The following is a 24153-nucleotide window of genomic DNA, read 5'->3' as shown; positions in this document are numbered from 1 at the left end:
GACCTGGTTCTAGTGGGCGAGAACCGCGAGCAGCAGAAGGGCGACGATGTTGGTGATCTTGATCGCCGGGTTGACGGCAGGGCCTGCCGTATCCTTGTAGGGGTCACCCACCGTATCGCCTGTCACCGAAGCCTTGTGGGCTTCGGATCCCTTCATGTGGCGCGTGCCGTCCTTATCGACGAAACCGTCCTCGAAGCTTTTCTTGGCATTGTCCCAGGCGCCGCCGCCCGAGGTCATCGAGATCGCGACGAACAGGCCGTTGATGATGACGCCGAGAAGCGAGGCACCGAGCGCTGCAAAGGCGGACGCCTTGTCACCGCCGGAGACGAGAAGCACACCGAAATAGACGAAGATCGGTGCCAGCACCGGTAGCAGCGAGGGCACGATCATTTCGCGAATCGCGGCCTTGGTCAGGATATCGACCGCGCGGCCGTAGTCGGGCTTTTCCGTTCCTTGCATGATGCCGGGCTTTTCGCGGAACTGCCGGCGAACTTCCTCGACAATCGAGCTTGCCGCCTTGCCGACCGCCGTCATGGCGATGCCGCCGAACAGATACGGGATGAGACCGCCAAACAGCAGGCCCGCCACCACATACGGATTGGACAGGCTGAACGAGATCTGGCCTACCCCCTGGAAGTACGGATATTTATCGGCGTTTGCCACGAAGTACTGGAGATCGTTGGCGTAGGCCGCAAACAGCACCAGTGCGCCGAGACCGGCTGAGCCGATCGCGTAGCCCTTGGTGACGGCCTTGGTCGTATTGCCGACGGCATCCAGAGCATCCGTGGCTTTCCGAACATCCGGCGGCAAGTGCGCCATTTCGGCAATGCCGCCGGCATTGTCGGTGACAGGGCCGAAGGCATCGAGTGCCACGATCATTCCGGCAAGGCCGAGCATGGCGGTGACGGCGATGCCTGTGCCGAACAGTCCGGCGAGCTGATAGGTGGAGATGATGCCACCGACGATGACGAGTGCCGGCAACGCGGTTGATTCCAGCGAGACGGCCAGTCCCTGAATGACGTTGGTGCCATGGCCGGTCACGGAGGCCTGGGCGATGGAATTGACCGGCCGCTTGTTGGTGCCGGTATAGTATTCGGTGATCACAACGATCAGCGCTGTCACGACCAGCCCGACGAGGCCGCAGGCAAACAGTCTGGCGCCGGTGATGTCCATGCCGGCAACCGTGCCGATCGTTCCCCAGCCGATTGTGATCGACGTCGCGATTGCAAGTCCGACAATGGACAGCAGCCCCGTCACGATCAGGCCCTTGTAGAGGGCGCCCATGATCGAGCCGTTGGTGCCGAGCTTGACGAAGAACGTGCCGACGATCGAGGTGATGATGCAGGTGCCGCAGATCGCCAGCGGATAGAGCATCGCCTGGTCGATGACGGCGCTGCCGGCAAAGAAAATTGCGGCAAGCACCATGGTGGCGACAACCGAGACTGCGTAGGTCTCGAACAGGTCGGCCGCCATGCCGGCGCAGTCACCGACATTGTCGCCCACATTGTCGGCGATCGTTGCCGGGTTGCGTGGATCGTCTTCCGGAATACCGGCTTCCACCTTGCCGACGAGATCGCCGCCGACATCGGCGCCTTTGGTGAAGATGCCGCCGCCGAGGCGCGCGAAGATCGAGATCAGCGAGGCGCCGAAGCCGAGTGCCACAAGGGCATCGATCACTTCGCGTGAACCGACCGCATGGCCAAGCACGGTTGTCAGGATGAAAAAGTAGATGGACACGCCGAGCAGTGCGAGGCCCGCGACAAGCATGCCGGTGATGGCGCCAGACTTGAAGGCAATGTCGAGACCTGCTGCCAGACTATGGGATGCCGCCTGCGCCGTGCGCACATTGGCCCGCACCGAGACGTGCATGCCGATGAAGCCGGCAGCGCCCGAGAGAACGGCGCCGATGATGAAGCCGATGGCTGCCGTGCCAGACAGAAGAAACCATGTGAGACCCGCAACCAGCACACCGACGATGGCAATCGTCATATACTGGCGAGACAGATAGGCCTGTGCGCCTTCGCGGATATAACCGGCGATCTCCTGCATCCGCTGATTGCCTTGATCGGCGGCAAGTACGGAACGCGTCGCCCATGCAGCATAAATGATCGACAGCAGACCGCAGACGATCACACCTAGAATTACAGTCATGCGAATTTTCCTCTCCCTGACCGGCTGCGGCCGATGCCGCCCCGGCATTCTGCACCCTCCAGCAACGGCTTTCCCCTCCCAAGGAACGCAGCTGTTGCCATGCGCGGGTGAGATTGCGGTGAGGAACAACCGCCGTCAAGCGCTACGACGGTAATAGAACCGGGTCAGTTGGCTTTTGCGACGGGCCTGCGCAGCATCAGCGCCAGAATGAGAAGAAGGCAGAAGATCGCGACCGGCCAGATCACCAGGTTGATGAATGACCAGCCCCAGGTGACGAACACCTTGCCCGAGGAGAAGGAGGACAGTGCCACCGTGCCGAAGAGGACGATGTCGTGAAACCCCTGCACCTTGTCGGCCTCCTGCGGTCGATAGCTGGAGGCGACGATCGTGGTCGAGCCGATGAATCCGAAATTCCAGCCTATCCCGAGGAGAACCAGCGCCAGCCAGAAATTCCACAATTCCACGCCCATATGGGCAACGATCGCGCAGCCCATCAGCGTGACGAGGCCGGCGGCGACCACTTTTTCCGCGCCGAAGCGGGTGATCAGCATGCCGGTGAAAAAGCTTGGGCCGAACATGGCGAGCACATGCCACTGAATGCCGAGCGCCGCCAGTTCCGTCGGAAAGCCGCAGCCGATCACCATGGCGAGCGGCGCACCAGTCATCACGAAGGTCATCAGCGCGTAGGTGCAGATACCGCAGACCATGCCGGTCATGAACCGCTGCGTCACGACGATTTCCCGCAGCGACCGTGCCGGCGGCTGCTGGGTTGAGAGCGACGCATCCGCCTTGGTCGGCAGACGCAGGAAGGCCATGATGCAGATACCGGCAAGACAAAGCGGGATCAGCATCAGGAACGCACCGGCAAAGGTCACCGGCGCCAGCCAATCCTTTGCGGCGATGGAGAGCTGAGGCCCGACGATCGCCGAGACGATACCGGCCCCGAGGATCCAGGAGATGGCTCGCGGCTTATAGGCTTTGGGAGAAATATCGGCAGCGGCGAAGCGGATCTTCTGGGTGAAACCGGCGCAGGACCCGACCAGCAGCAGCGCGAAGGCAAACAGCCAGAAATCACCGCGAAACAGCGCAATTGCCGCAAGCCCGCCGCCGATCGCGCCGAGCATGCCGCCCGACATGAAGGCCGCCTTGCGGCCCAGGAACTTGGACGCGATGGCAATCAGCACCGCACCGACGGCCGTGCCGAGGTTGAACGCGGTGATCGGCGCTGTCGCAAGCGACTTGTCGTCGCCGAGAAGCTGGTAGCCGGCAAGAGCGCCGATCGACACTGTGAGAGGTGTGGCAGACCCCAGGATGGCCTGGGTGCCTGCGAGCAGAAAGACGCTGCGGCGGGCGGTGCTCAAGTCAATTCTTTGACGCTCGACCGCTTCGTCCATCTGATGCTCTTTCCGGGATGTTACTTCTTCGCGTCGCCGCGGATTTGCTTGGCAATGCGGTCGAGAACCGCATTGACGACCTTCGGCTCATCTTCCTCGAAGAACGCGCGGGCAATCTCGACATACTCGGTAACGATGACGGCCACCGGGACATCCTTGCGCTCGACGATCTCGAACGTTCCGGCACGCAGGATGGCGCGCAGGGTGGAATCGATCCGCGACAGCAGCCAGTCTTCCTGCAGCGCCGAGCGGATCAGCGGGTCGATCTTGTCCTGATCGCGTACGACGCCGGCGACGATCGAGCGGAACCAGGAGGCATCCGCCTTCAGATAGGTATCGCCATCGAGTTCCTGGCCGAGGCGATGGGCCTCATATTCGGCCACGACCTCGAGAACGCCGGTGCCGCCGACATCCATCTGATACAGGGCCTGAACGGCTGCCAAACGCGCCGCGCCACGCTGATTTGCCGGCTTGACCGGATGCTCGCCTTCTTTGGACATTCTATCAACCACCATTCAGCTTTTCGCGCAGTGCGATCATGGTGAGGCAGGCACGGGCCGCAAAGCCGCCCTTGTCCTTCTCGGACCGCTTGATGCGCACCCAGGCCTGCTCGTCGTTCTCGACGGTCATGATGCCGTTGCCGATCGCCAGCGATTCGGAGACCGCAAGATCCATCAGCGCGCGCGAGGATTCGTTCGAGACGATGTCGAAATGGTAGGTTTCGCCACGGATGACCATGCCGAGCGCGACAAAGCCGTCATAGGACGTGCCGTCCTGATCGCCAGCATCGAGCGCCATCGCGATTGCCGGCGGAATTTCGAGCGCGCCGGGAACCGTCACCACGTCGTAGGTCGCACCCGCATCCTTGAGAGCGGTCGTTGCGCCATCGAGCAGCGCGTCCGCCATGTCGTCATAAAACCGTGCTTCCACGATCAGGATGTGAGGTGCGTTTTCTTGCGGCATGATTTCACCTTGGTTACATCGGCGCGTTGGGCGACAAGCCGAATATTCGGCGGTCAAAACATGCCCGGCCGGGATTGGCAAGTGGTTTTCGCTGAACGCTGCGTTGCAGGGCGCGAATACCTATTCTGCAACGTCATCGGGGCGGAACAGGAGGAGCGCAGCTTGCCCGCGGCCGCCTGTTTCCGATTGTCGTCGGATCGACCTCAGCCCGTCGGGAACTGCGCCAGCCTTGCTGCGTAGCGGGCCATCGTATCGACTTCGAAATTGACGAAATCGCCGGCCTGGCGATCGCCCCATGTGGTGACGCCCAGCGTGTGCCTGATCAGCAGCACGTCGAAATCGGTGCCATCGACAGCGTTGACGGTGAGCGATGTGCCATCGAGCGCAACCGAACCCTTCGGCGCGACGAAGCGGGCGAGACTTTCCGGCGCCCGAAGGCGAATGCGGACTGCTTCGCCTTCGGAGGTCACGGACAGGATCTCCGCCTTGCCGTCGACATGGCCGGAGACGATGTGGCCGCCCAGTTCGTCGCCGATCTTCAGCGCCCGCTCCAGATTGACGCGGGTACCGGATGTCCAGCCAGCGATCGTTGTCAGCCGCAGCGCTTCTTCCCAGGCTTCCACCTCGAACCAGCGCTCATTGCTGCCGTCCTCAGGCAAGTTGGTCACGGTCAGGCAAACGCCGCCATGGGCGATCGAGGCACCCATCGCGATCGTCTTCGGATCGTAGCTGGTGGCGATACGGAGCTTGACGCCCTCGTCCATCGGGGTCGTCGCCGCTACGGTTCCGACATCGGTGACAATTCCGGTAAACATCGACGACCTCTATGACTGCTCGATTTTCTGAAAATCGTAGGAACGGTCGGGACCGAACGTATCCTCACGAACCAGCTGGAAACCCTCCGGCATATCGGATGGCGACAGAGGCGATTCAAGACCGCCCTCGCCCACCATCGTCGGCCCCTGCGACAGCACGATCCGATCGACGAGGCCGGCATCCAGAAAGGCCTTGCCAACCGTTGCGCCGCCTTCAACGAATAGAAGGGAAATTCCGCGTGTCGCCAACTGGTCGAGAAGTGCTGCGAGATCGCCTGCCTCGATCACATCGACACCTGCGGCCAGAAGTTTTTCCCGCTTTTCGGACTCTTGCGAGACCGGCACGCAGGCGACGATCACAGGCACGTCGCGGGCAGACTTCACCAGAAGGCTGTCGAGCGGCAGTTCGAGACGGCGGTCTAGAATAATGCGGACGGGCGATCTGTCGCTCATCTCGGGAAGCCGGACCGTCAGTTGCGGATCGTCGGAACGGACGGTTCCCATACCAACCAGGATCGCATCGCTTTCGGCGCGCATGACATGCACCTGGGCACGGGCGAGCGGCCCGGTGATCAGCACTTCCTCGCCACGGCGTCCCAGCATTCCATCGGCCGAGACGGCAAGCTTGAGCGTGACGAAAGGGCGGTGACGGATCTGGCGGGAGAGATAACCGGCGAGCGCGCGCTTGCCGTCATCTTCCATCAGGCCAAGCTCGGTCGCGATGCCGGCATCGTGCAGGATCTTCAATCCCTGACCGGAGACGCGCGGATCGGGATCGGCGACGCTGACGACAACGCGGGAAACACCGGCCGCCACGAGCGCATTGGCGCAGGGCGGGGTCTTGCCGTGATGGGCGCAAGGTTCCAGCGTCACATAGGCGGTCGCCCCCCTCGCCTTCTCGCCGGCAACGGCGAGCGCGCGGGCTTCCGCATGTGGTCGGCCGTCGCGGGCCGTGACCGCTGCACCAACAATGGCACCATCCCTGACGAGCACGCAGCCGACCGATGGATTGGTCATGGTCTGGCCTTCATGCCAGCGCGACAGCCTCAGCGCTGCGGCCATGAACCGCTGGTCGTCGGCCTCCGACATGGCGTCAGGACTCCAGCCCGGGATCGCGGGCAATCTTGGCGTTGATCTCGGAAATCACTTTCTCGAAGTCCTCCGCATGGGAGAAGTCGCGATAGACGGATGCGTAGCGCACGAAGGCGACGTCATCGAGGCTTTTCAGCGATTCGAGCACCTGGAGGCCGATCTCTTCGGAGGAGATTTCGCTCTCGCCCGAGCTTTCGAGGCGCCGGACGATGCCGGAGACGGCGCGCTCGATGCGGTCGGGATCGACGGGCCGCTTGCGCAGCGCAATCTGGAACGACCGCACCAGCTTGTTGCGGTCGAAAGGTACCTTGCGGCCGGTCTTCTTCGACACCAGCAGCTCGCGCAACTGCACGCGCTCGAATGTCGTGAAGCGACCGCCGCAGTCAGGGCAAATGCGCCGCCGCCTTATGGAGGTGAAATCCTCGGCCGGACGCGAGTCCTTGACCTGGGTATCCTCCGAACCGCAATAGGGGCAGCGCATCGCTTTTCCTTAGAGGTACGGGTACATCGGGAAGCGATTGGTGAGCGTCATCACCTTTTCGCGGACACCCGCTTCCACCACCGCATTGCCCTCGTCCGAATTGGCCGTCTTCAGGCCGTCAAGCAGTTCGACGATCAGGTTGCCGATTTCGGTGAACTCGGCTTCCTTGAAGCCGCGCGTCGTTCCGGCCGGCGTGCCGAGACGGATACCGGACGTGACGAATGGCTTTTCAGGATCGAACGGAATGCCGTTCTTGTTGCAGGTGATATAGCCGCGGCCAAGCGCTGCTTCGGCCCGTTTTCCGGTCGCGTTCTTCTTGCGCAGATCGACCAGCATCAGGTGGTTGTCGGTGCCGCCGGAGACGATGTCGAGACCGCCTGCCACCAGCGTTTCCGACAGGGCCTTGGCGTTCTTGACGATCTGAGCCGCGTAATCCTGGAATTCAGGCTGCAGCGCTTCGCCGAAGGCCACCGCCTTGGCGGCGATGACATGCATCAGCGGGCCGCCCTGCAGGCCGGGGAAGACAGCCGAGTTGAATTTCTTCGCCAGATCCTCGTCATTGGTAAGGATCATGCCGCCGCGCGGTCCGCGCAGCGACTTGTGGGTCGTGGTGGTCGCGACATGGCAGTGCGGGAACGGCGACGGATGCTGGTTGCCGGCAACGAGACCGGCGATATGCGCCATGTCGACCATGAGCCAGGCGCCGACTTCGTCGGCGATCTCGCGGAAACGCTTCCAGTCCCAGGTGCGGGAATAGGCCGTGCCGCCGGCGATGATCAGCTTCGGCTTGGTCGTGCGGGCCTTCTCGGCCACGGCATCCATATCGAGAAGGTTGTCGCCTTCACGAACGCCGTAGGACACGACGTTGAACCACTTGCCGGACATGTTGACCGGCGAGCCGTGCGTCAGGTGACCGCCCGAGTTGAGATCGAGGCCCATGAATGTGTCGCCCGGCTGCAGCAGCGCCAGGAACACGGCCTGGTTCATCTGCGAACCGGAATTGGGCTGGACGTTGGCGAAGTTCACACCGAACAGCTTTTTGGCACGTTCGATGGCAAGTTCTTCGGCGATGTCGACGAACTGGCAGCCGCCGTAGTAGCGCTTGCCCGGATAGCCCTCGGCATACTTGTTGGTCATGATCGAGCCCTGGGCTTCGAGCACGGCACGCGACACGATGTTTTCCGAGGCGATCAGTTCGATCTCATGGCGCTGACGGCCAAGTTCCTTCTCGATCGCGCCGAAAATATCCGGATCGGATTCGGCCAACGGGCGGGAGAAGAATGCTTCGGTATTGGACATGTGCGAGGCTCCTCGAAGGGTGGCAGGCGATGTGACGCGTCTTAGCCTTCCCTTCCGATCAGGGCAATACACGGAGCGACATTTGCGCGTCCAACTCCGTTTCGAGACAACGGCAAAAGGCCGCACCACCCTTTCGGGCGATGCGGCCTTTCAATCGACTTCGTCGTTCGTCAGCGACGTCCTGCTTATTGCGGCAGAAGATCCTGTTCGGTGATCGCACCGGAGGCACGCTCCACGCCGGTCGTGGTCTGCAGAGCCAGTTCCTGGTTGCCGTCGCGCTGGTAGATATCGTCGCGGAACTGGACGACCTGGTCCTTTGCCGACCATGCCGTGACATAGACGATATAGACCGGAACTTCCTGGCTGAGCTTGATCGGGTTGTTCTGGCGAGCAGCGATAACCCGTTCGATTTCCTGACGCGACCAGCCGGGCGTGTCACGCAGCAGCCAGGTCACGAGATCGCGCACGTTCTGGATACGCATGCAGCCCGAGGACTCAAAGCGCATCAGCTTGTTGAACAGGCCCTGCTGGGGCGTGTCGTGCATGTATTCGTTGTTCGGGTTGTGGAAGTTGATCTTCGTCGAGGACATCGCGTTGATCTTGCCCGGATCCTGGCGGAACATGAAGTTCGGCGCCTTGGGGGCATTCCAATCCACGGTTTCCGGCGACACTTCCTGGCCACGACCGTCGATCAGACGGATGTTGTTGCGCGTCAGGTAGGTCGGGTCCTTGCGCATCAACGGCACAATGTCTTTTTCGACGATCGAGCGCGGTGCGGTCCAGTAAGGATTGAGGATGACTTCGTAGATCTTCGAATTGATCGCATGGGTCGGGCGGTCGATACGGCCGACGACCGCATTGGTGCGCAGCGCCACGCGATCGTTCTCGACCGCTTCAACATAGGCCGCCGGGATGTTGACCATGACGTAACGCGAACCGAGATCACCGGACATCGACTGCAGACGGACCCGGTTGGTTTCGAGCTGCATCAGACGTGTCTGGGCCGGAACGTTCATCGCCTTGACGCTGAATTCGCCAAGCACGCCATCTGCCGGCAGGCCGTGACGGGCCTGGAAGCGCTTGACGGCACCGTCGACATTGCTGTCGAACGAGCTGGACATGCCTGCGGACTGATCGAGATCGCCGGCGATCATCAGGCGACGGCGCAGGTTCTGCACCGACGGATCAACGACGCCGAGCTGCAGGCGCACGGACGAATTGACATCTGGCCAGCCACCTGCAGAGACGATCTGCTGATAGAAGGCAATTGCCTGCTGGATGTTTGCCGGGCCTTCGGAACCAAGGATCGGATTGTTGGAGACGACACCGACGGCCGAGCGCGAACCACGCGCATCGAACTGGTCATCCCAGTTGCCACGACGAGGCGCGGTCATGATGCCATCGAGCGTCGACTGCGCCAAAGCCGGCGCGGCCAGAACGGCGGCACCCACGGAGACGGCCGAACGCAACATGGCGCGGCGGGAAAGCAATTCCGATCCGATCTTTTTCGACATCATCCTGTCCATCTGGTCCCAGAGGCTTCAAAACAAAAGCGCTACAGGGATATGGTTAATAAACGCGCAAAATTCCGCGGCTGGGCTGCTGGAAATGCTCGGGGGGCCATCTGGATTAGCACGAGTTTCCCGAACCTGTTCAAGCATGGCGGTCCCATAGCAATATGGCCAATTCGTGTCAGTTGCCGCAGCGTCACAAAGCCGTGTGAAAGCGTGACTTTTCGGCCTCCGACGATGTCAGGAGCCGAAAATGTGGCAGGCTCGATCTCGAAGCCATTTCGGGAGGTTGGGAGTGCGCTGTGGAGCGAGAGAACGCTGCGTTCCTGTGTTCTTAAAGAGCCTGCATCAGGCGACCATGATAGAGGACATCTGGAGCTCTGAAACGGGATCGGCGGAGCGTATTGCTACGCTCCGCCCGATATGTGTGTCGTGCCACTGCATGACTGGAGGAAATGCAGGCGCCGACAGTTGTCTTTGCCGTGCCGCCGTCGCGCCTCCGGTGGTTCAGGAGCGCGGCGCGGCGATGGCAGATATTACATGCGGTAAGCGATGCTGTCGTTCCAGAAGCGGTCGAGGCGCTGCAGCAGCTTGTTCATCTGCGAGAACTCGCCTTCTCCGATGCCGCCGACCTTTTCGATCGAACCGACGTGGCGATCATAGAGCTTGGCGACGGTTTCTGCGACTTCCTGGCCTTCCTTGGTCAGGCTGATGCGGACCGAGCGGCGGTCAATGCGCGAACGCTGGTGGTTGATGAAACCAAGGTCGACCAGCTTCTTGACGTTGTAGGAGACGTTGGAGCCGAGATAGTAACCGCGCGAGCGCAGTTCACCGGCAGTCAGTTCCGAGTTGCCGATGTTGAAGAGGAGAAGTGCCTGGATGGCGTTGACGTCGTCGCGACCCTGACGGTCGAACTCGTCCTTGATGACGTCGAGCAGGCGGCGGTGAAGACGCTCGACCAGGTGGAGCGATTCCATGTAAAGCGAACGGATCGGGTCTTCGTTGATGTCTGCTGCGACCGGTGCTTGCGGCTTCATTTTCGTGTTCATCATGACTGCCTCACTGTTTTGCTTGGCGGTGTGTTTGTTTATTCCCGCCTTGAGACAGACACTAACGAAAGCGCATAAAATTCGACTTAAAACAAAGGGTTAACAAAAGCTTGCAGAAGTTTTTCCAATCGTCGGCAGTCTAGCTGCCTCCCCCTCACCCTTATTTCCGCCCTATTGAAATCAATGGGTTAGGTCGAAATTTCAGGCCAAATAAAGGCGCCAAAGCTTTAGGGTCAAGGTGAATCAATCCTTACCCGCTCCGCCTTGCGCCGCTCTTCCAGCCATAAAGAGAGCCGAAACACGCCGTAAATGGCGGCCACGAGGCCGTGCAGGATGGGCACAAGAGTGTTCCGTCCGAAGATTTCTGGCCAGACGAGATACATCAGCACCTGCGAGAACGCTGCGATAGTCCAGAGCACCGCGCCCCAGGACACGGTGAGCCACAAACCGAGCGAGGCAACCGGAAACAGAACGGCAAGCGAGGCCGCCGCCACTTTCCATGGCGGCGCCAGAAGATCGAAGCGCGCCATGCCGTGCAGCGAATAGCCGACCAGCATCGCCCAGTACTGGATGCCGAACCATAGGCAGGCAACCGCGATAATCCTGAGGAAGACGACGAACAGGATTTCCGTCAGCGTGCGCTTGGGTACCGTGGGTGAATCAGATTCCATGCCTTCGATCATATCGGGAGACGTCGCGAGCCGCCAGCAGGCCGCATGGCAGCAATGCGCAGTAAGCCCCATTCATAAACAGTTTCTCGCGTGTTAGAGCGTTTGACCTGACACAAGCCTGCTCCGGCAGAATGTTTCAATCCAGCCAGGAAACACTCTCGTCAGCAGCGAGCAATAAGAACGGAGTATCCGTCATGGACAAGACCCACCTCGTCGACCACGTCACCGGTCATCGCCGCATGCGGCGCAACCGCAAGGCAGACTGGACGCGACGCATGGTGCAGGAAAACCGGCTAACCGTGGACGACCTGATCTGGCCGATCTTCATCGTGCCCGGCACCGGCATCGTTGATCCGATCAAGTCGATGCCCGGGGTCAACCGGATGAGCGTCGACAAGGCGGTGGAAGCTATCAGGGAAGCGGCCGATCTCGGCATTCCCGCTGTTGCACCCTTCCCCGACATCGAGATGAACCTGCGCGATGAGACCGGCTCGGCGATCCTTGATCCGAACAACCTGATCAACCAGTTCACCATCGCCGCGAAGAAAGCGGTGCCCAATATCGGCGTCATCACCGACGTGGCGCTCGATCCATTCACCAGCCATGGCCATGACGGCATCCTGCGTGAGGGCATCATCGTCAACGACGAGACAGTTGATCAGGTGATCAAGGCGGCGGTCCTGCAGGCGGATGCAGGTGCCGACATCATCGCGCCGTCCGAGATGATGGACGGTCGCATCGGCGCCATCCGCCGCGGGCTCGACGCTGCCGGTCACCAGGATGTCGGCATCATGTCCTATGCGACAAAGTTCTCCTCGGGATTTTACGGTCCGTACCGTGAGGCGATCAATACGAGCGGGCTCCTGAAGGGCGACAAGAACGCCTATTACATCTCGCCCGCCAACGGCACCGAAGCGATGCGCGACGCGGCACTCGACGTGGAAGAAGGCGCCGACATGCTGATGGTCAAGCCGGGTATCGCCTATCTCGATATCTGTTGGCGCGTGAAGGAAGCTTTCGGCCTGCCGACCTACGCCTATCAGGTCTCCGGCGAATATTCGCAGATCAAGGCGGCGGCGATGAACGGCTGGATCGACGGCGACCGGATCATGATGGAGACGCTGCTCTGCTTCAAGCGCGCCGGCTGCGACGGCATCCTGACCTACTTTGCGATCGAGGCCGCGAAGAAACTCGGCCGGGTTTAAAGCCTATGGTGGCAAACCTTGCTGTTGGGCTTGCCACCTCTTATATCGGGTTTGGTACAACTGGAGAACCACGCGAATGAGCTTCGAACCGAACCCGACCTATGCCGCACCGGACAATTGGCGCGCCTATAGCGGCGTTCTGTCACGCCGGATCTTCGCCTTTGTCATCGATTACCTGTTCGTTCTTCTGCTGTGCATCCCTGCAGCGGTGATCGTGTTCTTCTTGGGAATTCTGACGCTCGGGCTTGGCTTCATGCTCTATCCCGCGTTGTTCTTCATCGTCGCCCTCCTCTATTTCGGCCTGACGCTCGGTGGCGCCAGCCAGGGATCTCCGGGCATGCGCGCCATGGGGCTTGCCATGACACGGGTCGACGGGCGCCGGATGGATTTCCTGACTGCCATGGTTCACACGGTACTGTTCTGGGTGATCAATTCGGTACTGACGCCGCTGGTGCTCCTGGCCGGGCTGTTTATCGAGCGCTCGCGGCTGGTTCACGATCTCCTCCTCGGCACCGTCGTCGTCCGCAGGTCGTAAGACCGCAACAGTGATCTAGGGATGCGTCAACCGGCAAATGCGCCAGTTGACGTTTCCGCGTTATGCGCCATGCTAGGATCAGTAGCGCCACGAGCAAGACGACGGACCGGGCTGCACCTCTATGAACACACAGACAACGCCATCACCTCAGTTCTACCTGACGGCACCGGCGATTTGTCCGTATCTATCGGGTGAAATGGAACGCAAGGTGTTCACGCATCTCGTCGGCCCGAGGGCTGCCGAAATGAACGACCTTCTGACCCAGGGTGGATTTCGCCGCTCCCAGAACATCGCCTACCGGCCAGCCTGCGAAGCGTGCCGTGCCTGCGTTTCCGTACGAATTCTTGCAGGCGACTTCCAGCCGGCGAAATCCATGAGGCGCGTTCTTGTGACCAACAGCGACATCGTTGCGACCCTTGGTCCAGCGCAGCCGTCCACCGAACAGTTCTCCCTGTTCCGACGGTATCTCGACAGCCGTCACCAGCGCGGCGGGATGTCGGACATGTCCGCCCTCGACTACGCGATCATGGTCGAGGATTCGCACGTCAACACCCGCGTCATCGAATACCGCCGCCGCGAGCCGGGAGACGGTATCGCCGGCACGCCGAGGGGCGAATTGCTCGCCGTGGCGCTGACCGACATGATGAGCGACGGGCTGTCGATGGTCTATTCCTTCTTCAACCCCGATCTCGAAAAGCGCTCTCTCGGCACTTTCATGATCCTCGACCATATCAACCGCACGAAGACGCTCGGCCTGCCGCATGTCTATCTCGGCTACTGGGTGAAGGGCTCGCCCAAGATGGGCTACAAGACCCGCTACCAGCCTCAGGAACACCTGACGGCCCGCGGATGGGAACTTGCCGATCCGGCGCGCGACGTCTGACGCCCCCTCTCCCGACGGCATTGCAAATCGGCCATCCTCATGTTGCAACACGAGGATACGCGCATGAAGACCACCATCCGCAAGATCGGCAATTCCGAAGGCATCATCATCCCGAAGGAGATTCTGGAGCGGATGGGGTTGCGCGCGGGAGATAATATCGATCTTAGCGAAGAAGCAGGGAAGCTGGTGTTGAAGCCGCTCGATGACGATTTCAACCGTCAGCTAGAGCATGCGGAGCGCTTCATGGACAGATACAAGGTTGCCCTCAAGAAGCTGGCCGAGTGATGGCTATCCAATTTCTTTCACGAGCGCTGGTTGAACGCCTCCACCTGCGCCAGATCGAAAGATTCGGTGGGGCTTATGGTTTGCGCGATGAGGGCGCGCTGGAATCTGCGCTGATGCTTGCCGTCAACAAGGTTGCATATGGATCGACAGACCTCATCGAGCTGGCGGTAGCGTATCTTTACGTTCTTGCAATGAACAATGCTTTTATCGACGGAAACAAGCGGATCGCGATCGTCTCAGCCGGTGTCTTAATGATGGACAACGGGTATGCCATCGATACCGATGACGCCACGCTCTACCAATTCATCCTCTCCGTCGCAGCCGGCGAGATCGACGAGGATGGTGCAGCGCGGTTCCTTCGCGATCACACGGTCCCCTACCCCTGAACCGGTCCGCCCATCAGGGCGAACCGTCTCAATCCAAAGGCCTGATCAGCCGGCGAATTTGCCGCTGCGCGGAAAGCCCTTCGGAACGGTGCGGCCGGCGGAGGCGCGGTCACCCATCCATTCGAGAAGCTCATCCTTGCTGCGGTTGAAGGCGCGTCCGGCACTGTCTTCCCAGGCAAGCCCGGTATCGATTGCGAAACACTTGATGTCGGAGATGCCGCCGTCCTTGTAGCGCTGCAGGCGCACGCCCTTGCCGCGTGTCATTTCCGGCAACTGGTCGAGCGGGAAGACCAGCATCTTGCGGTTCTCGCCGACAATCGCGACGTGATCACCCTTGACCTGAACGACCAGCTTTGCCTCGTCCGGCATCGAGACGTTCATGACTTGCTTGCCCTTGCGGGTATTGGCCACCATCTCGCTTTCGGCAATGACAAAGCCATAGCCGGCGGTCGAGGCGATCACCATCTTGCGGCTGGCGTCGTGGACGAAGGCGGTCAGGATGTCCTGGTCGTTCTCCATGTCGACGATGATGCGGATCGGCTCGCCATGGCCGCGGCCGCCCGGCAGCTTGTCGGCGCCGAGCGTGTAGGCCTTGCCGCCTGTTGTCACCAGCAGCAGCTTGTCGGTCGTCTGCGCCGTGAACGCGATCTTCGGTCCGTCTCCTTCCTTGAAGACGAGGCCCGACGTATCGGTCACATGGCCCTTCAAGGCGCGGATCCAGCCCTTTTGCGAGATCACGACGGTGATCGGTTCCTTTTCGATCATCGCCTGCTGGATCGCTTCCAGATTGGCTTCCGGCGCATTGGCGAACTGGGTGCGCCGGCGGCCGAGCTCGGTCGCCTTGGCATACTGTTTCTTGACCTCCTGGATCTCCCAGGCGACGGTCTTCCACTGCTGTTCGTCGGAGGCGAGAAGCGCTTCGATCTCGCCCTTTTCCTTGGTCAGATTATCGTGCTCGGTGCGGATCTCGAACTCTTCGAGCTTGCGCAAATTGCGCAGCCGCATGTTGAGGATCGATTCCACCTGCAGGTCGGTCAGAGACCAGCGCGCCACCATGACAGGCTTCGGCTCGTCCTCCTCGCGGATGATGCGGATCACCTCGTCGATGTTGAGGTAGGCGATCAGCAGGCCGCCGAGGATTTCCAGCCGCCGGTCGATTGCTGCCAGACGGTAGCGGGAGCGGCGAACCAGCACGTCCTTGCGATGCGCCAGCCATTCGAGCAGCACCTCGTTCAGCGCCATCACCCGCGGCACGCGCCCCATCGAGAGCAAGTTCATGTTGAGCGGAATGCGGTTTTCAAGCTCGGTCAGCTTGAACATCGATTCCATCAGCAGCGTCGCATCGACCGTGCGGTTCTTCGGCACGATGATGATGCGGACGTCTTCGGCGGATTCGTCGCGGATGTCGTCGAGCAGCGGCAGCCTGCGGGCAATCAGCAGTTCGGCGATCTTTTCGATCAGGCGCGACTTCTGCACCTGGTAGGGAATTTCGGTGACGACGATCTGATAGCCGCCGCGGCCGAGATCCTCGATCTCCCACTTGGCGCGGACGCGGAAGCCGCCGCGACCTGTCTTGTAGCTCTCGAGGATCGACTCGCGGTTATCGATGATGATGCCGCCGGTCGGAAGATCCGGACCCGGCATGAACTCGAGCAGCTTTTCGACGCTGGCATCCGGATGGGCGATGAGATGCAGCGCCGCGTCGCAGACTTCATGGGCATTGTGCGACGGGATCGACGTCGCCATGCCGACCGCGATCCCGGAGGCGCCGTTGGCCAGCAGGTTCGGGAAGGCACCGGGCAGAACCGTCGGTTCGGAGTTGCTCTCGTCATAGGTATCGCGAAAGTCGACCGCATCCTCGCCGATTCCCTGCAGCAGCAGTTCGGCAACGGCAGTCATCTTCGATTCGGTGTAACGCATCGCGGCGGGGCTATCGCCGTCGATATTGCCGAAATTGCCCTGGCCGTTGACCAGCGGATAGCGCTGCGAGAAATCCTGCGCGAGACGGGCAAGCGCATCGTAGATCGATTGGTCGCCGTGCGGATGGTAGTTACCCATCACTTCACCGACGATCTTCGCGCATTTGCGGAAGGCCGAGTTGGGGCGAAGGCCCATCTCGTTCATCGCGTAGACGATACGGCGATGGACGGGTTTCAGACCGTCGCGCACATCAGGCAGAGCACGGTGCATGATCGTGGAAAGAGCGTAGGCAAGATAGCGCTCTTCGAGCGCTGCCTTCAGGTCAACCGCCTGAATGTGGTCGCCGCCGCCGTCTCCCGAGCCGTCGCCAGGTGGAGTTACAATTTTTCCCATGGCACTTGACTATAGAAATCCCTGATTCCCGGCAAGAAACCTATCCAAACGCCCTGTGGATGATCGGGCCGATGACACAAGTTTTCACTGTTTGGCGACAAACATTTACGCTGCCGCAATTATGCCGAAGCGAATGGACACTACGGCATGGACGTTTTGCACCGTCCGCCTTAACTCTTGCCTCAGCCAGACTGTAATTGATCCCGGGCCGTGCCGCCCGCCAGGAGGACCTATGACCCACTTTTCCACCACGGCGCGCCTGCTTGCCGCCGCCACAGCGCTGTCGGTGTTTGCCGGGCCGGCCTTGGCTCTCGACGGCAACGATCTTCTGAAGAAGATCAACGCCGCGCTCGTCATCCAGGGCGGCGCGCTCGAAGCCCAGTCGGTTGCCGTCGACGGGTCGAAGGTGACGCTTACAGGCGCGACCTACAATCCCTCAGGGGCTCCGCAGAAGATGCCGATCGGCACTGTGACGATGGATGGCGTCGAAGAAGCCGAGGGTGGCTACACGATCGACAAGGTGACCTTCCCCAACATCAACGTTTCGCATGAAGCCACCACGATCAGCGCGTCCGACATCACGATGAGCGGCGTCACGGTACCGGCGGACGCCACGAAGAACACAATCGAGTCGCTCCTGCTCTACGAGGAAGCCAAGACCGGCGCCACGACCGTCGCAGTCGGCGGCAAGACCGTTCTCACAGTCGGCCCGAGCAGCGTCACGACGGAGGTTGCGGACGACAATTCCGGTATCGACTTCGATATGGCGCTGAACGAAATCAAGGCGGATCTCAGCATCATCGACGACCCGCAGTCGCGCGAGGCAATCCAGGCGCTTGGCGTCAACACTCTGGATGGCAGCATCAACCTCAACGGCACATGGACGCAGAACGACGGTACTGTCGCCGTCGAGGAATATGCCATCGACTTCGACAAGGTTGGCCGCCTCGACCTGTCCTTCAGCTTTTCCGGCTATACGATCGACTTCCTGAAGTCCGCGCAGGAAACCGCAAAGGCGCTGGAAGCCAACCCGAACAAGCAGGAAGCGCAGCAGGCGGCAAACCTTGCCATGCTCGGCCTGATGCAGCGGCTCACCTTCAACGCCGCCCAGATCCGCTTCGAGGATGACGGCGTGACGGCGAAGGCGCTGGATTATGCCGGCAAGAAGCAGGGTTCGAACGGCCCGCAGATGGCACAGATGATCAAGGCGATGACGCCGATCGTGCTGTCGCAGTATAACATTCCGGAACTGCAGAACATGCTGAGCCAGGCCGTCAACACCTATCTCGACAAGCCCGAGAACCTGACGATCACGGCAGAGCCGGCAAACCCTGTTCCGTTCCCGATGATCATGGGCGCGGCAATGGGCGCACCGAACACGCTGCCGAACGTGCTGGGCGTCAAGGTCTCCGCGAACGACTGATCGCTTCCCTCTACGGGATGAATGAAAAAGCCCCGGCAAGCGATTGCCGGGGCTTTGTCTTGTTCAGGATAGGTGCGCCGCTTCAGTGTCCGGGGGTTGCCGAAAGGGCTGCGTGTTCCTTGTCGTGCAGCGCGAACCGGTCGATCATCGAGGCGCTTGCCTCGTTGGCACCGATCACCTCGACGGCGATGCCGCGGCTACGGAATTTCATCACTGCACGGTCGAGTGCGCCGACGGCCGAGATATCCCAGAGGTGCGCACGGCGAACGTCGATCGTGACGCGTTCCAGGCTTTCGGCGAAATCGAAGGCGTCAACGAGAGCGTCTGCCGAGGCGAAGAAGACCTGTCCTTCAACCGCATAGGTTCTTGCCTTGCCGTCTTCGGAAAGGCTGGAGGACACGCGCACCATCCTGGCCACCTTGCCCGCAAAGAACACACCCGACAGAAGCACGCCGACGATGACGCCCTTCGACAGATCGTGCGTTGCCAGAACAACCGCGACGGTCGAGAGCATGACGATCGAGGATGTACCGGGATGCCGCTTGAGATCGATGACCGACTTCCAAGAGAACGTGCCGATCGCCACCATGATCATGACGGCCACGAGTGCTGCAACCGGCACAATGCGCAGGATATCATCCAGCACCAGAAGCAGGATCAGCAGGTATATGCCGGAGGCAAAGGTCGAAAGCCGGCCTCGCCCGCCTGACGTGACGTTGATCACCGATTGGCCGATCATGGCGCAGCCGCCCATGCCGCCGAACAGGGCTGCAACGATGTTGCCGCTGCCCTGACCGAAACATTCTTTTGTCTTGCTGCTGGTCGTGTCTGTCATTTCGTCGACGATCTGTGCGGTCAGCAGCGATTCCAGAAGACCGACGGCTGCGAGTGCCAGCGAATACGGAAAGATGATCCGCAGCGTCTCGAAGGTCAGTGGCACATCGGGCAACAGGAAGTCCGGAAGCGCAGTCGGCATCGCGCCGAGATCGGCAACGGTCGGAACCTCTATGCCGAAGGAGAGCGCCAGAATGGTAACGGCAGCGATCGCCACAAGGGGTGACGGGATGGCTTTGGTTACATAGGGAAACAGATAGATGATGCCGAGCGCCAATGCGATGAGCAGGTAGGTCACTTCGGGAACGTTGATGAGCTGCGGCAGCTGAGCCAAAAAGATCAGGATCGCCAGTGAGTTGACGAAGCCGGTCATGACCGATTTCGACACGAACCGCATCAGGCGACCGAGTTTCAGCATGCCGGCGAAGATCTGCAGGATGCCCATCAGGATGGTTGCGGCAAACAGGTACTGGATGCCGTGATCGCGTACCAGGGGCCCCATCAGCACCGCAGTGGCAGCCGTGGCGGCCGAAATCATGGCCGGGCGGCCACCGGTGATCGCGGTGGTGCAGGCAATGGCGACCGAGGCGAACAGGCCGACCTTTGGATCAACGCCGGCAATGATGGAAAAACCGACAGCTTCGGGGATGAGCGCGAGCGCGACGACGATGCCGGCAAGGAGATCGCCGCGAATGTTCGAAAACCATTCGCGCCGATAGGCGGAAATTGACTGTGTCATGTATTGGAAACTTCGCAAATAAAGCGCATCCGCCGGGAGGTATCCTCCAGGGTGAGAAAGACGGCTGATGCTTTGCGTTGTCCGGCGGATCGGCGGCCGGAAGAGCCACTCGGGAGTTTCACCTGAGTCCTTGTGATGGGCGACCTATAGCGGAGAGAATTGCAGATGCCAAGCGTGGTACGGGAATATCTGCGAGACGGCGGCGGTAGCGGCCCCGAAGCGATACGGACTAAAAGCTCCGACGCAAAAAGACCGGAGCTGCGGTGGCAGCCCCGGTCTCTCAAATACTATCCGAAATCAGGCAGGTACTATTCCAGGACCTGAATAACCGTGCGCGTCTGCGGGTCGACGATGACGCGGCGATCGTTCACGACCGTGTAACCGTAGGAGTCATATCCCTGCACAGGACGGACCTGGACGGCTTCCGGCAGCACGCGGCCGACCAGGACGTCGCCTTCGTACGGCACTGATTCAACCGGCTGTTCCATCACGTAGGTGCGGACTTCGCCTGGCATGACAACCGTTGCGGGTGCCATTGCTGGTTCCTGCGTGATGATCGTCGTCTGGGCGAAGGCTGCACTCGAAAGCGCCATGAATGCCGCCGAAGCGGTCAGTACGATCTTGCGCATAGTCTTACTCCATTTGTTTATTCTGCCTCTACAACTCGAAATACGCGGCGATGGTTCCGTCCGACCAAGGTCTGATCGCTGCACTGCAACGAAGCCCTGCCCTGCTGAAACGGGAAAGCCCGGCCTCCTTCGAGCGCCGGGCTTTCCAATCTCGTCACAGAAATAGAACCGAAGATCAGTCCTTCTTGACCGGCGGGATCGGGCGGATCGCCAGTTCGCGCAGCTGCGAGGGGCTCGCTTCCGATGGCGCGCCCATCAGAAGATCCTGGGCCTGCTGGTTCATCGGGAACAGCGTGATCTCGCGCAGGTTCTTTGCACCGGTCAGAAGCATGACGACGCGGTCGACACCGGCTGCCATGCCGCCATGCGGCGGTGCGCCGTACTGGAATGCGCGGTAGAGGCCACCGAAGCGATCTTCCACGTCCTGCTGCGAAAGGCCGACCATTTCGAACGCCTTGACCATGACTTCCGGCAGCTGGTTACGGATCGAGCCAGAGGCGATTTCGAAGCCGTTGCAAACCATGTCGTACTGATAGGCCTTGATCGTCAGCGGATCCTGGTTTTCCAGCGCGTCGAGACCGCCCTGCGGCATCGAGAACGGGTTGTGGGCGAAGTCGATCTTCTTGTCTTCCTCGTTGTATTCGAAGAACGGGAAGTCGACGATCCAGCACAGGGCGAACTGGTTCTTGTCGGAAAGGTTCAGCTCGTCGGCAGCGCGGTTACGGGCTTCGCCGGCAAACTTGTAGAACTTGTCCGGATCGCCAGCGACGAAGAAGCAGGCATCGCCCGCTTCGAGGCCAAGCTGGGTGCGAACGGCTTCGGTGCGCTCCTCGCCGATGTTCTTGGCGAGTGGACCCGAGCCCGCGATCTTGCCGTCTTCTTCCTTCCAGAAGATGTAGCCGAGACCCGGCTGCCCCTGGCCCTGCGCCCAGGCGTTCATACGGTCGCAGAACGCTCTCGAACCGCCGGTCTTGGCCGGGATCGCCCAGACTTCGACCTTCGGGTTGGATGCGATCATGTTTGCGAACACCTTGAAGCCGGAGCCGGCGAAATGCTCGGTGACGGCTTCCATCTCGATCGGGTTGCGCAGATCCGGCTTGTCGGAGCCGTATTTGCGCAGCGCGACGTCGTAAGGGATCCGCGGAAACTCCTTGGTAACCGGCTTGCCTTCGGCAAACTCTTCGAAGATGCCGCGCATGACCGGCTCCATCGTCTCCCAGACTTCTTCCTGGGTAACGAAGCTCATTTCCAGGTCGAGCTGGTAGAATTCGCCTGGCAGGCGGTCGGCACGCGGGTCTTCGTCGCGGAAACACGGTGCGATCTGGAAGTAGCGGTCAAAGCCCGCCACCATCATCAGCTGCTTGTACTGCTGCGGCGCCTGCGGCAGCGCGAAGAACTTGCCGGGATGGATACGGCTTGGAACCAGGAAGTCGCGCGCGCCTTCGGGCGACGATGCGGTCAGGATCGGTGTCGAATATTCGGTAAAGCCACAGGTAGCCATTTCGCGGCGCATGGCAGCGATGATCTGCGTGCGCTTGACGATGTTCTTGTGCAGCGTTTCGCGGCGAAGATCGAGAAAGCGGTACTTGAGGCGCACGTCTTCCGGATATTCCGGCTCACCGAAGACCGGCAGCGGCAGTTCCTTGGCAGCGGACAGGACTTCGATCTCCTGTGCGTAGAGTTCGATCTCGCCGGTCGCCATCGTCTTGTTGACGGTCTCGTCGGAACGCGCCTTGACGGTGCCGTCGATGCGGATGACCCATTCGCCACGCACGACTTCGGCCGACTTGAAAGCCGGGCTGTCCGGGTCGGCAACGACCTGGGTCATGCCATAATGGTCGCGAAGGTCGATGAACAGAACGCCGCCATGGTCACGGACGCGATGAACCCAGCCGGAGATACGGACATTGGAGCCGACATCCGACTTGCGGAGGGCTGCACAGGTGTGGCTGCGGTAACGATGCATTGTCTTTTATCCTGGACTGATGCTGAAAGCGGCTTCATCGGCGCGCGAAGCACAGCCGTACGAACCCATGAAAATCGGCCGGAAAAGCGCATGGTGGGCCTGCTTTGTCAAGACTTGTCACAGTCTCCCGCGGCGCTCGAGCCCTTTCCCCCGCTTTTACGGCTAGAGTTGCATAGGAGGATGTCATAACCAGAATGGGTCGATACGGCCAGCGCGCTGGCTGAGTCTCTGCGCCTGCCGACCATGCCCGAAAGCATCCGATGAACCAGATCCGCCCGCTGATACCGCTTCTGATCACCGCAGGGATCCTGATCGGCGGCAACGGGCTCCAGGGCACTTATATCGCGCTGCGCGGTTCGGCCGAGGGTTTTTCGCCGTCGGTCATCGGCCTGATCGGTGCCGGCTACAGTGTCGGCTTTGCGATCGGCTGCATCTATGTGGCAAGGCTGCTGCGCTCGATCGGCCATATCCGCACCTTTGCGGCCATGGCGGCAATCGCTGCGTCCGCCTCGATCGCCCTATCAATGGTCATCGACCCCGTCTTCTGGTTCGCCATGCGTTTCCTGATCGGCATCACTATCGCCAGCCTGTTTGCCACCGTCGAGAGCTGGATCAACTCGCAGGTGACCAACGAGAACCGCGCGCGGACGCTGTCGATCTACCGTTTCGTCGATCTCGGCTCGGTCACGATCGCGCAATACCTGATCCCGACCTTCGGCATCGACGGACCTGTCATCTTCAACATCATCGCCATCGCGCTGACGCTTTCGCTTGTGCCGATATCCATCGCCGACAAGTCGGGGCCGACGCCACCGGCCTCCATCTCATTCGATCTGAGAACCGTGTGGCGCATTTCGCCGCTCGCTGTGGTCGGCGTCGTGGCGGTCGGTCTGTCGATGGCGGCCTTTCGCAATATCGGGCCGATCTACGCCAAGGAGATCGGCATGAGTATCACGTCGATCGCGACCTTCATGAGTGCCGGCATCATCGGCGGCGTGGTACTGCAATATCCGCTCGGCGTCTATTCGGACAAGCTCGACCGGCGGCGCGTCATCCTGTGGACGACGATCGGGTCCGTCATCACCGGCGCCTATCTGTCGTTCGGCGCGGGCAGCAACGAGACGGCCAATATCATCAGCGTCTTCCTGTTCGGCGCCTTTTCGATGCCGCTCTATTCGCTCTGCTCGGCGCATGGCAACGACCACGCGAAACCAGGCGAGCACGCGGTGATCGCGGCAGGCTTGCTGTTCTTCTGGTCGGTCGGCGCCACGTTCGGACCGCTGCTTGCCGCGGCGCTTCTCGAATTCTACGGCCCGCGCGCATTCTTCCTCTACACGTCCTTCATCTTCGCCGGGTTCGCGATCTACACGCTGCGCCGGATGCAGGTGCGGGCACCGGTGCCGCCGCAGCAGCGGAGTTCGCGCTTCCGGGCCCTCCTGCGCACGTCGGCCTATTTCAACCGGCTTGCAGACCCTGCGGACCGTGGTGGCGACAAGGACAGGGACGCTGACGGCAACAACAGGAAATAG

22 protein-coding genes and 1 other annotated feature are annotated in these 24153 nt (G+C 60.9%); of the genes, 7 read left to right on the top strand and 15 right to left on the bottom strand.

Annotated features, from left to right (window positions below):
- Window positions 1–9 precede the first annotated feature (9 nt).
- The 11 genes from ASF70_RS12135 to ASF70_RS12085 form a co-directional block, all read right to left on the bottom strand.
- Entirely contained in the window at window positions 10–2151 is a 2142-nt protein-coding gene (locus ASF70_RS12135) for a sodium-translocating pyrophosphatase (protein ID WP_062579951.1), read from the bottom strand.
- Window positions 2152–2315: 164 nt separating this feature from the next.
- Window positions 2316–3545: an MFS transporter gene (locus ASF70_RS12130; protein WP_062579950.1), complete on the bottom strand. Its 1230-nt coding sequence runs from the start codon at window positions 3543–3545 to the stop codon at window positions 2316–2318.
- 20 nt (window positions 3546–3565) lie between these two features.
- Complete coding sequence (nusB, locus tag ASF70_RS12125) at window positions 3566–4045, bottom strand: transcription antitermination factor NusB (protein WP_062453277.1); 480 nt, start codon at window positions 4043–4045, stop codon at window positions 3566–3568.
- Window positions 4046–4049: 4 nt separating this feature from the next.
- Window positions 4050–4508: a 6,7-dimethyl-8-ribityllumazine synthase gene (ribH, locus tag ASF70_RS12120; protein WP_062579948.1), complete on the bottom strand. Its 459-nt coding sequence runs from the start codon at window positions 4506–4508 to the stop codon at window positions 4050–4052.
- Window positions 4509–4711: 203 nt separating this feature from the next.
- A complete protein-coding gene (locus ASF70_RS12115; RefSeq protein ID WP_062579946.1) occupies window positions 4712–5323 on the bottom strand; it encodes a riboflavin synthase in 612 nt (203 codons plus the stop codon).
- Window positions 5324–5332: 9 nt separating this feature from the next.
- Window positions 5333–6412, bottom strand: coding sequence for a bifunctional diaminohydroxyphosphoribosylaminopyrimidine deaminase/5-amino-6-(5-phosphoribosylamino)uracil reductase RibD (gene ribD, locus ASF70_RS12110; RefSeq protein WP_062579944.1), 1080 nt, complete (start codon window positions 6410–6412; stop codon window positions 5333–5335).
- A 4-nt stretch (window positions 6413–6416) separates the two neighbouring features.
- Window positions 6417–6896, bottom strand: coding sequence for a transcriptional regulator NrdR (gene nrdR / locus ASF70_RS12105; protein ID WP_062453281.1), 480 nt, complete (start codon window positions 6894–6896; stop codon window positions 6417–6419).
- A 9-nt stretch (window positions 6897–6905) separates the two neighbouring features.
- Window positions 6906–8195 carry a serine hydroxymethyltransferase gene (gene glyA, locus ASF70_RS12100; RefSeq protein ID WP_062579943.1) on the bottom strand — a complete coding sequence of 430 codons (1290 nt, stop codon included), beginning with the start codon at window positions 8193–8195 and terminating at the stop codon, window positions 6906–6908.
- A gap of 185 nt (window positions 8196–8380) precedes the next feature.
- Window positions 8381–9709, bottom strand: coding sequence for a L,D-transpeptidase family protein (locus ASF70_RS12095; protein ID WP_062454734.1), 1329 nt, complete (start codon window positions 9707–9709; stop codon window positions 8381–8383).
- 533 nt (window positions 9710–10242) lie between these two features.
- Window positions 10243–10755 carry a MarR family winged helix-turn-helix transcriptional regulator gene (locus ASF70_RS12090; protein WP_062454736.1) on the bottom strand — a complete coding sequence of 171 codons (513 nt, stop codon included), beginning with the start codon at window positions 10753–10755 and terminating at the stop codon, window positions 10243–10245.
- A gap of 233 nt (window positions 10756–10988) precedes the next feature.
- Window positions 10989–11426, bottom strand: a complete 438-nt coding sequence (locus ASF70_RS12085) for a DUF6163 family protein (protein WP_062454738.1) — start codon at window positions 11424–11426, stop codon at window positions 10989–10991.
- Between the two features lie 194 nt (window positions 11427–11620).
- Here ASF70_RS12085 and hemB point away from each other — a divergent pair, with 194 nt between their 5' ends.
- The 5 genes from hemB to ASF70_RS12060 all read left to right on the top strand — a co-directional run bounded on the left by hemB (window position 11621) and on the right by ASF70_RS12060 (window position 14720).
- Window positions 11621–12631: a porphobilinogen synthase gene (hemB, locus tag ASF70_RS12080; RefSeq protein ID WP_244474015.1), complete on the top strand. Its 1011-nt coding sequence runs from the start codon at window positions 11621–11623 to the stop codon at window positions 12629–12631.
- Between the two features lie 76 nt (window positions 12632–12707).
- Window positions 12708–13166 carry an RDD family protein gene (locus ASF70_RS12075; RefSeq protein ID WP_062453284.1) on the top strand — a complete coding sequence of 153 codons (459 nt, stop codon included), beginning with the start codon at window positions 12708–12710 and terminating at the stop codon, window positions 13164–13166.
- Between the two features lie 121 nt (window positions 13167–13287).
- Window positions 13288–14049 carry an arginyltransferase gene (locus tag ASF70_RS12070; protein WP_062579941.1) on the top strand — a complete coding sequence of 254 codons (762 nt, stop codon included), beginning with the start codon at window positions 13288–13290 and terminating at the stop codon, window positions 14047–14049.
- A gap of 63 nt (window positions 14050–14112) precedes the next feature.
- Window positions 14113–14334, top strand: a complete 222-nt coding sequence (locus tag ASF70_RS12065) for an AbrB/MazE/SpoVT family DNA-binding domain-containing protein (RefSeq protein ID WP_062453286.1) — start codon at window positions 14113–14115, stop codon at window positions 14332–14334.
- On the top strand, window positions 14334–14720 hold the full coding sequence (locus ASF70_RS12060) for a type II toxin-antitoxin system death-on-curing family toxin (protein WP_062579940.1): 387 nt from the start codon (window positions 14334–14336) through the stop codon (window positions 14718–14720). Before ASF70_RS12065 ends, ASF70_RS12060 begins: the two co-directional genes overlap by 1 nt.
- A 45-nt stretch (window positions 14721–14765) precedes the next feature.
- Here ASF70_RS12060 and parC read toward each other — a convergent pair whose 3' ends face one another.
- Window positions 14766–17033, bottom strand: coding sequence for a DNA topoisomerase IV subunit A (parC, locus tag ASF70_RS12055; protein ID WP_062579939.1), 2268 nt, complete (start codon window positions 17031–17033; stop codon window positions 14766–14768).
- A 232-nt stretch (window positions 17034–17265) separates the two neighbouring features.
- Between parC and ASF70_RS12050 the strand changes: the two genes are divergently transcribed.
- A complete protein-coding gene (locus tag ASF70_RS12050) occupies window positions 17266–18456 on the top strand; it encodes a hypothetical protein (protein WP_062453289.1) in 1191 nt (396 codons plus the stop codon).
- 82 nt (window positions 18457–18538) lie between these two features.
- On the opposite strand, the gene ASF70_RS12045 is transcribed toward ASF70_RS12050, so the two are convergent.
- The 3 genes from ASF70_RS12045 to aspS form a co-directional block, all read right to left on the bottom strand.
- The gene (locus ASF70_RS12045) at window positions 18539–20029 is read right to left on the bottom strand and encodes a SulP family inorganic anion transporter (protein ID WP_062579937.1); all 1491 of its coding nucleotides are present in this window, start codon (window positions 20027–20029) and stop codon (window positions 18539–18541) included.
- A 75-nt stretch (window positions 20030–20104) separates the two neighbouring features.
- Window positions 20105–20162, bottom strand: a sequence feature (sul1 is cis-regulatory element that is thought to sense ions involved in sulfur or methionine metabolism; They are found in Alphaproteobacteria).
- Window positions 20163–20337: 175 nt separating this feature from the next.
- Window positions 20338–20658: a DUF1236 domain-containing protein gene (locus ASF70_RS12040; RefSeq protein ID WP_062579936.1), complete on the bottom strand. Its 321-nt coding sequence runs from the start codon at window positions 20656–20658 to the stop codon at window positions 20338–20340.
- A 175-nt stretch (window positions 20659–20833) separates the two neighbouring features.
- Window positions 20834–22624 (bottom strand): aspartate--tRNA ligase, encoded by a 1791-nt coding sequence (gene aspS, locus ASF70_RS12035; RefSeq protein ID WP_062579935.1) that lies wholly within the window; start codon window positions 22622–22624, stop codon window positions 20834–20836.
- A gap of 260 nt (window positions 22625–22884) precedes the next feature.
- Between aspS and ASF70_RS12030 the strand changes: the two genes are divergently transcribed.
- Window positions 22885–24153, top strand: coding sequence for an MFS transporter (locus tag ASF70_RS12030; RefSeq protein WP_062579933.1), 1269 nt, complete (start codon window positions 22885–22887; stop codon window positions 24151–24153).

It is taken from the genome of Rhizobium sp. Leaf321, assembly GCF_001423215.1.
GTDB classification, from domain to species: Bacteria; Pseudomonadota; Alphaproteobacteria; order Rhizobiales; family Rhizobiaceae; genus Neorhizobium; species Neorhizobium soli.
Note: the sequence above shows the minus strand (reverse complement) of the source record. Positions and strands in the feature narration are given on the sequence as shown.

Coding starts and splice junctions, on each gene's coding strand:
- ASF70_RS12045 (WP_062579937.1), bottom strand. CDS start 20,029: ATGACACAGTCAATTTCCGCCTATCGGCGCGAATGGTTTTCGAACATT.
- nusB (WP_062453277.1), bottom strand. CDS start 4,045: ATGTCCAAAGAAGGCGAGCATCCGGTCAAGCCGGCAAATCAGCGTGGC.
- ASF70_RS12085 (WP_062454738.1), bottom strand. CDS start 11,426: ATGGAATCTGATTCACCCACGGTACCCAAGCGCACGCTGACGGAAATC.
- ASF70_RS12130 (WP_062579950.1), bottom strand. CDS start 3,545: ATGGACGAAGCGGTCGAGCGTCAAAGAATTGACTTGAGCACCGCCCGC.
- ribD (WP_062579944.1), bottom strand. CDS start 6,412: ATGTCGGAGGCCGACGACCAGCGGTTCATGGCCGCAGCGCTGAGGCTG.
- aspS (WP_062579935.1), bottom strand. CDS start 22,624: ATGCATCGTTACCGCAGCCACACCTGTGCAGCCCTCCGCAAGTCGGAT.
- nrdR (WP_062453281.1), bottom strand. CDS start 6,896: ATGCGCTGCCCCTATTGCGGTTCGGAGGATACCCAGGTCAAGGACTCG.
- ASF70_RS12090 (WP_062454736.1), bottom strand. CDS start 10,755: ATGAACACGAAAATGAAGCCGCAAGCACCGGTCGCAGCAGACATCAAC.
- ASF70_RS12040 (WP_062579936.1), bottom strand. CDS start 20,658: ATGCGCAAGATCGTACTGACCGCTTCGGCGGCATTCATGGCGCTTTCG.
- ASF70_RS12065 (WP_062453286.1), top strand. CDS start 14,113: ATGAAGACCACCATCCGCAAGATCGGCAATTCCGAAGGCATCATCATC.
- hemB (WP_244474015.1), top strand. CDS start 11,621: ATGGACAAGACCCACCTCGTCGACCACGTCACCGGTCATCGCCGCATG.
- ASF70_RS12060 (WP_062579940.1), top strand. CDS start 14,334: ATGGCTATCCAATTTCTTTCACGAGCGCTGGTTGAACGCCTCCACCTG.
- ASF70_RS12075 (WP_062453284.1), top strand. CDS start 12,708: ATGAGCTTCGAACCGAACCCGACCTATGCCGCACCGGACAATTGGCGC.
- ASF70_RS12070 (WP_062579941.1), top strand. CDS start 13,288: ATGAACACACAGACAACGCCATCACCTCAGTTCTACCTGACGGCACCG.
- ASF70_RS12095 (WP_062454734.1), bottom strand. CDS start 9,709: ATGTCGAAAAAGATCGGATCGGAATTGCTTTCCCGCCGCGCCATGTTG.
- ASF70_RS12135 (WP_062579951.1), bottom strand. CDS start 2,151: ATGACTGTAATTCTAGGTGTGATCGTCTGCGGTCTGCTGTCGATCATT.
- ASF70_RS12030 (WP_062579933.1), top strand. CDS start 22,885: ATGAACCAGATCCGCCCGCTGATACCGCTTCTGATCACCGCAGGGATC.
- parC (WP_062579939.1), bottom strand. CDS start 17,033: ATGGGAAAAATTGTAACTCCACCTGGCGACGGCTCGGGAGACGGCGGC.
- ASF70_RS12050 (WP_062453289.1), top strand. CDS start 17,266: ATGACCCACTTTTCCACCACGGCGCGCCTGCTTGCCGCCGCCACAGCG.
- ribH (WP_062579948.1), bottom strand. CDS start 4,508: ATGCCGCAAGAAAACGCACCTCACATCCTGATCGTGGAAGCACGGTTT.
- ASF70_RS12115 (WP_062579946.1), bottom strand. CDS start 5,323: ATGTTTACCGGAATTGTCACCGATGTCGGAACCGTAGCGGCGACGACC.
- glyA (WP_062579943.1), bottom strand. CDS start 8,195: ATGTCCAATACCGAAGCATTCTTCTCCCGCCCGTTGGCCGAATCCGAT.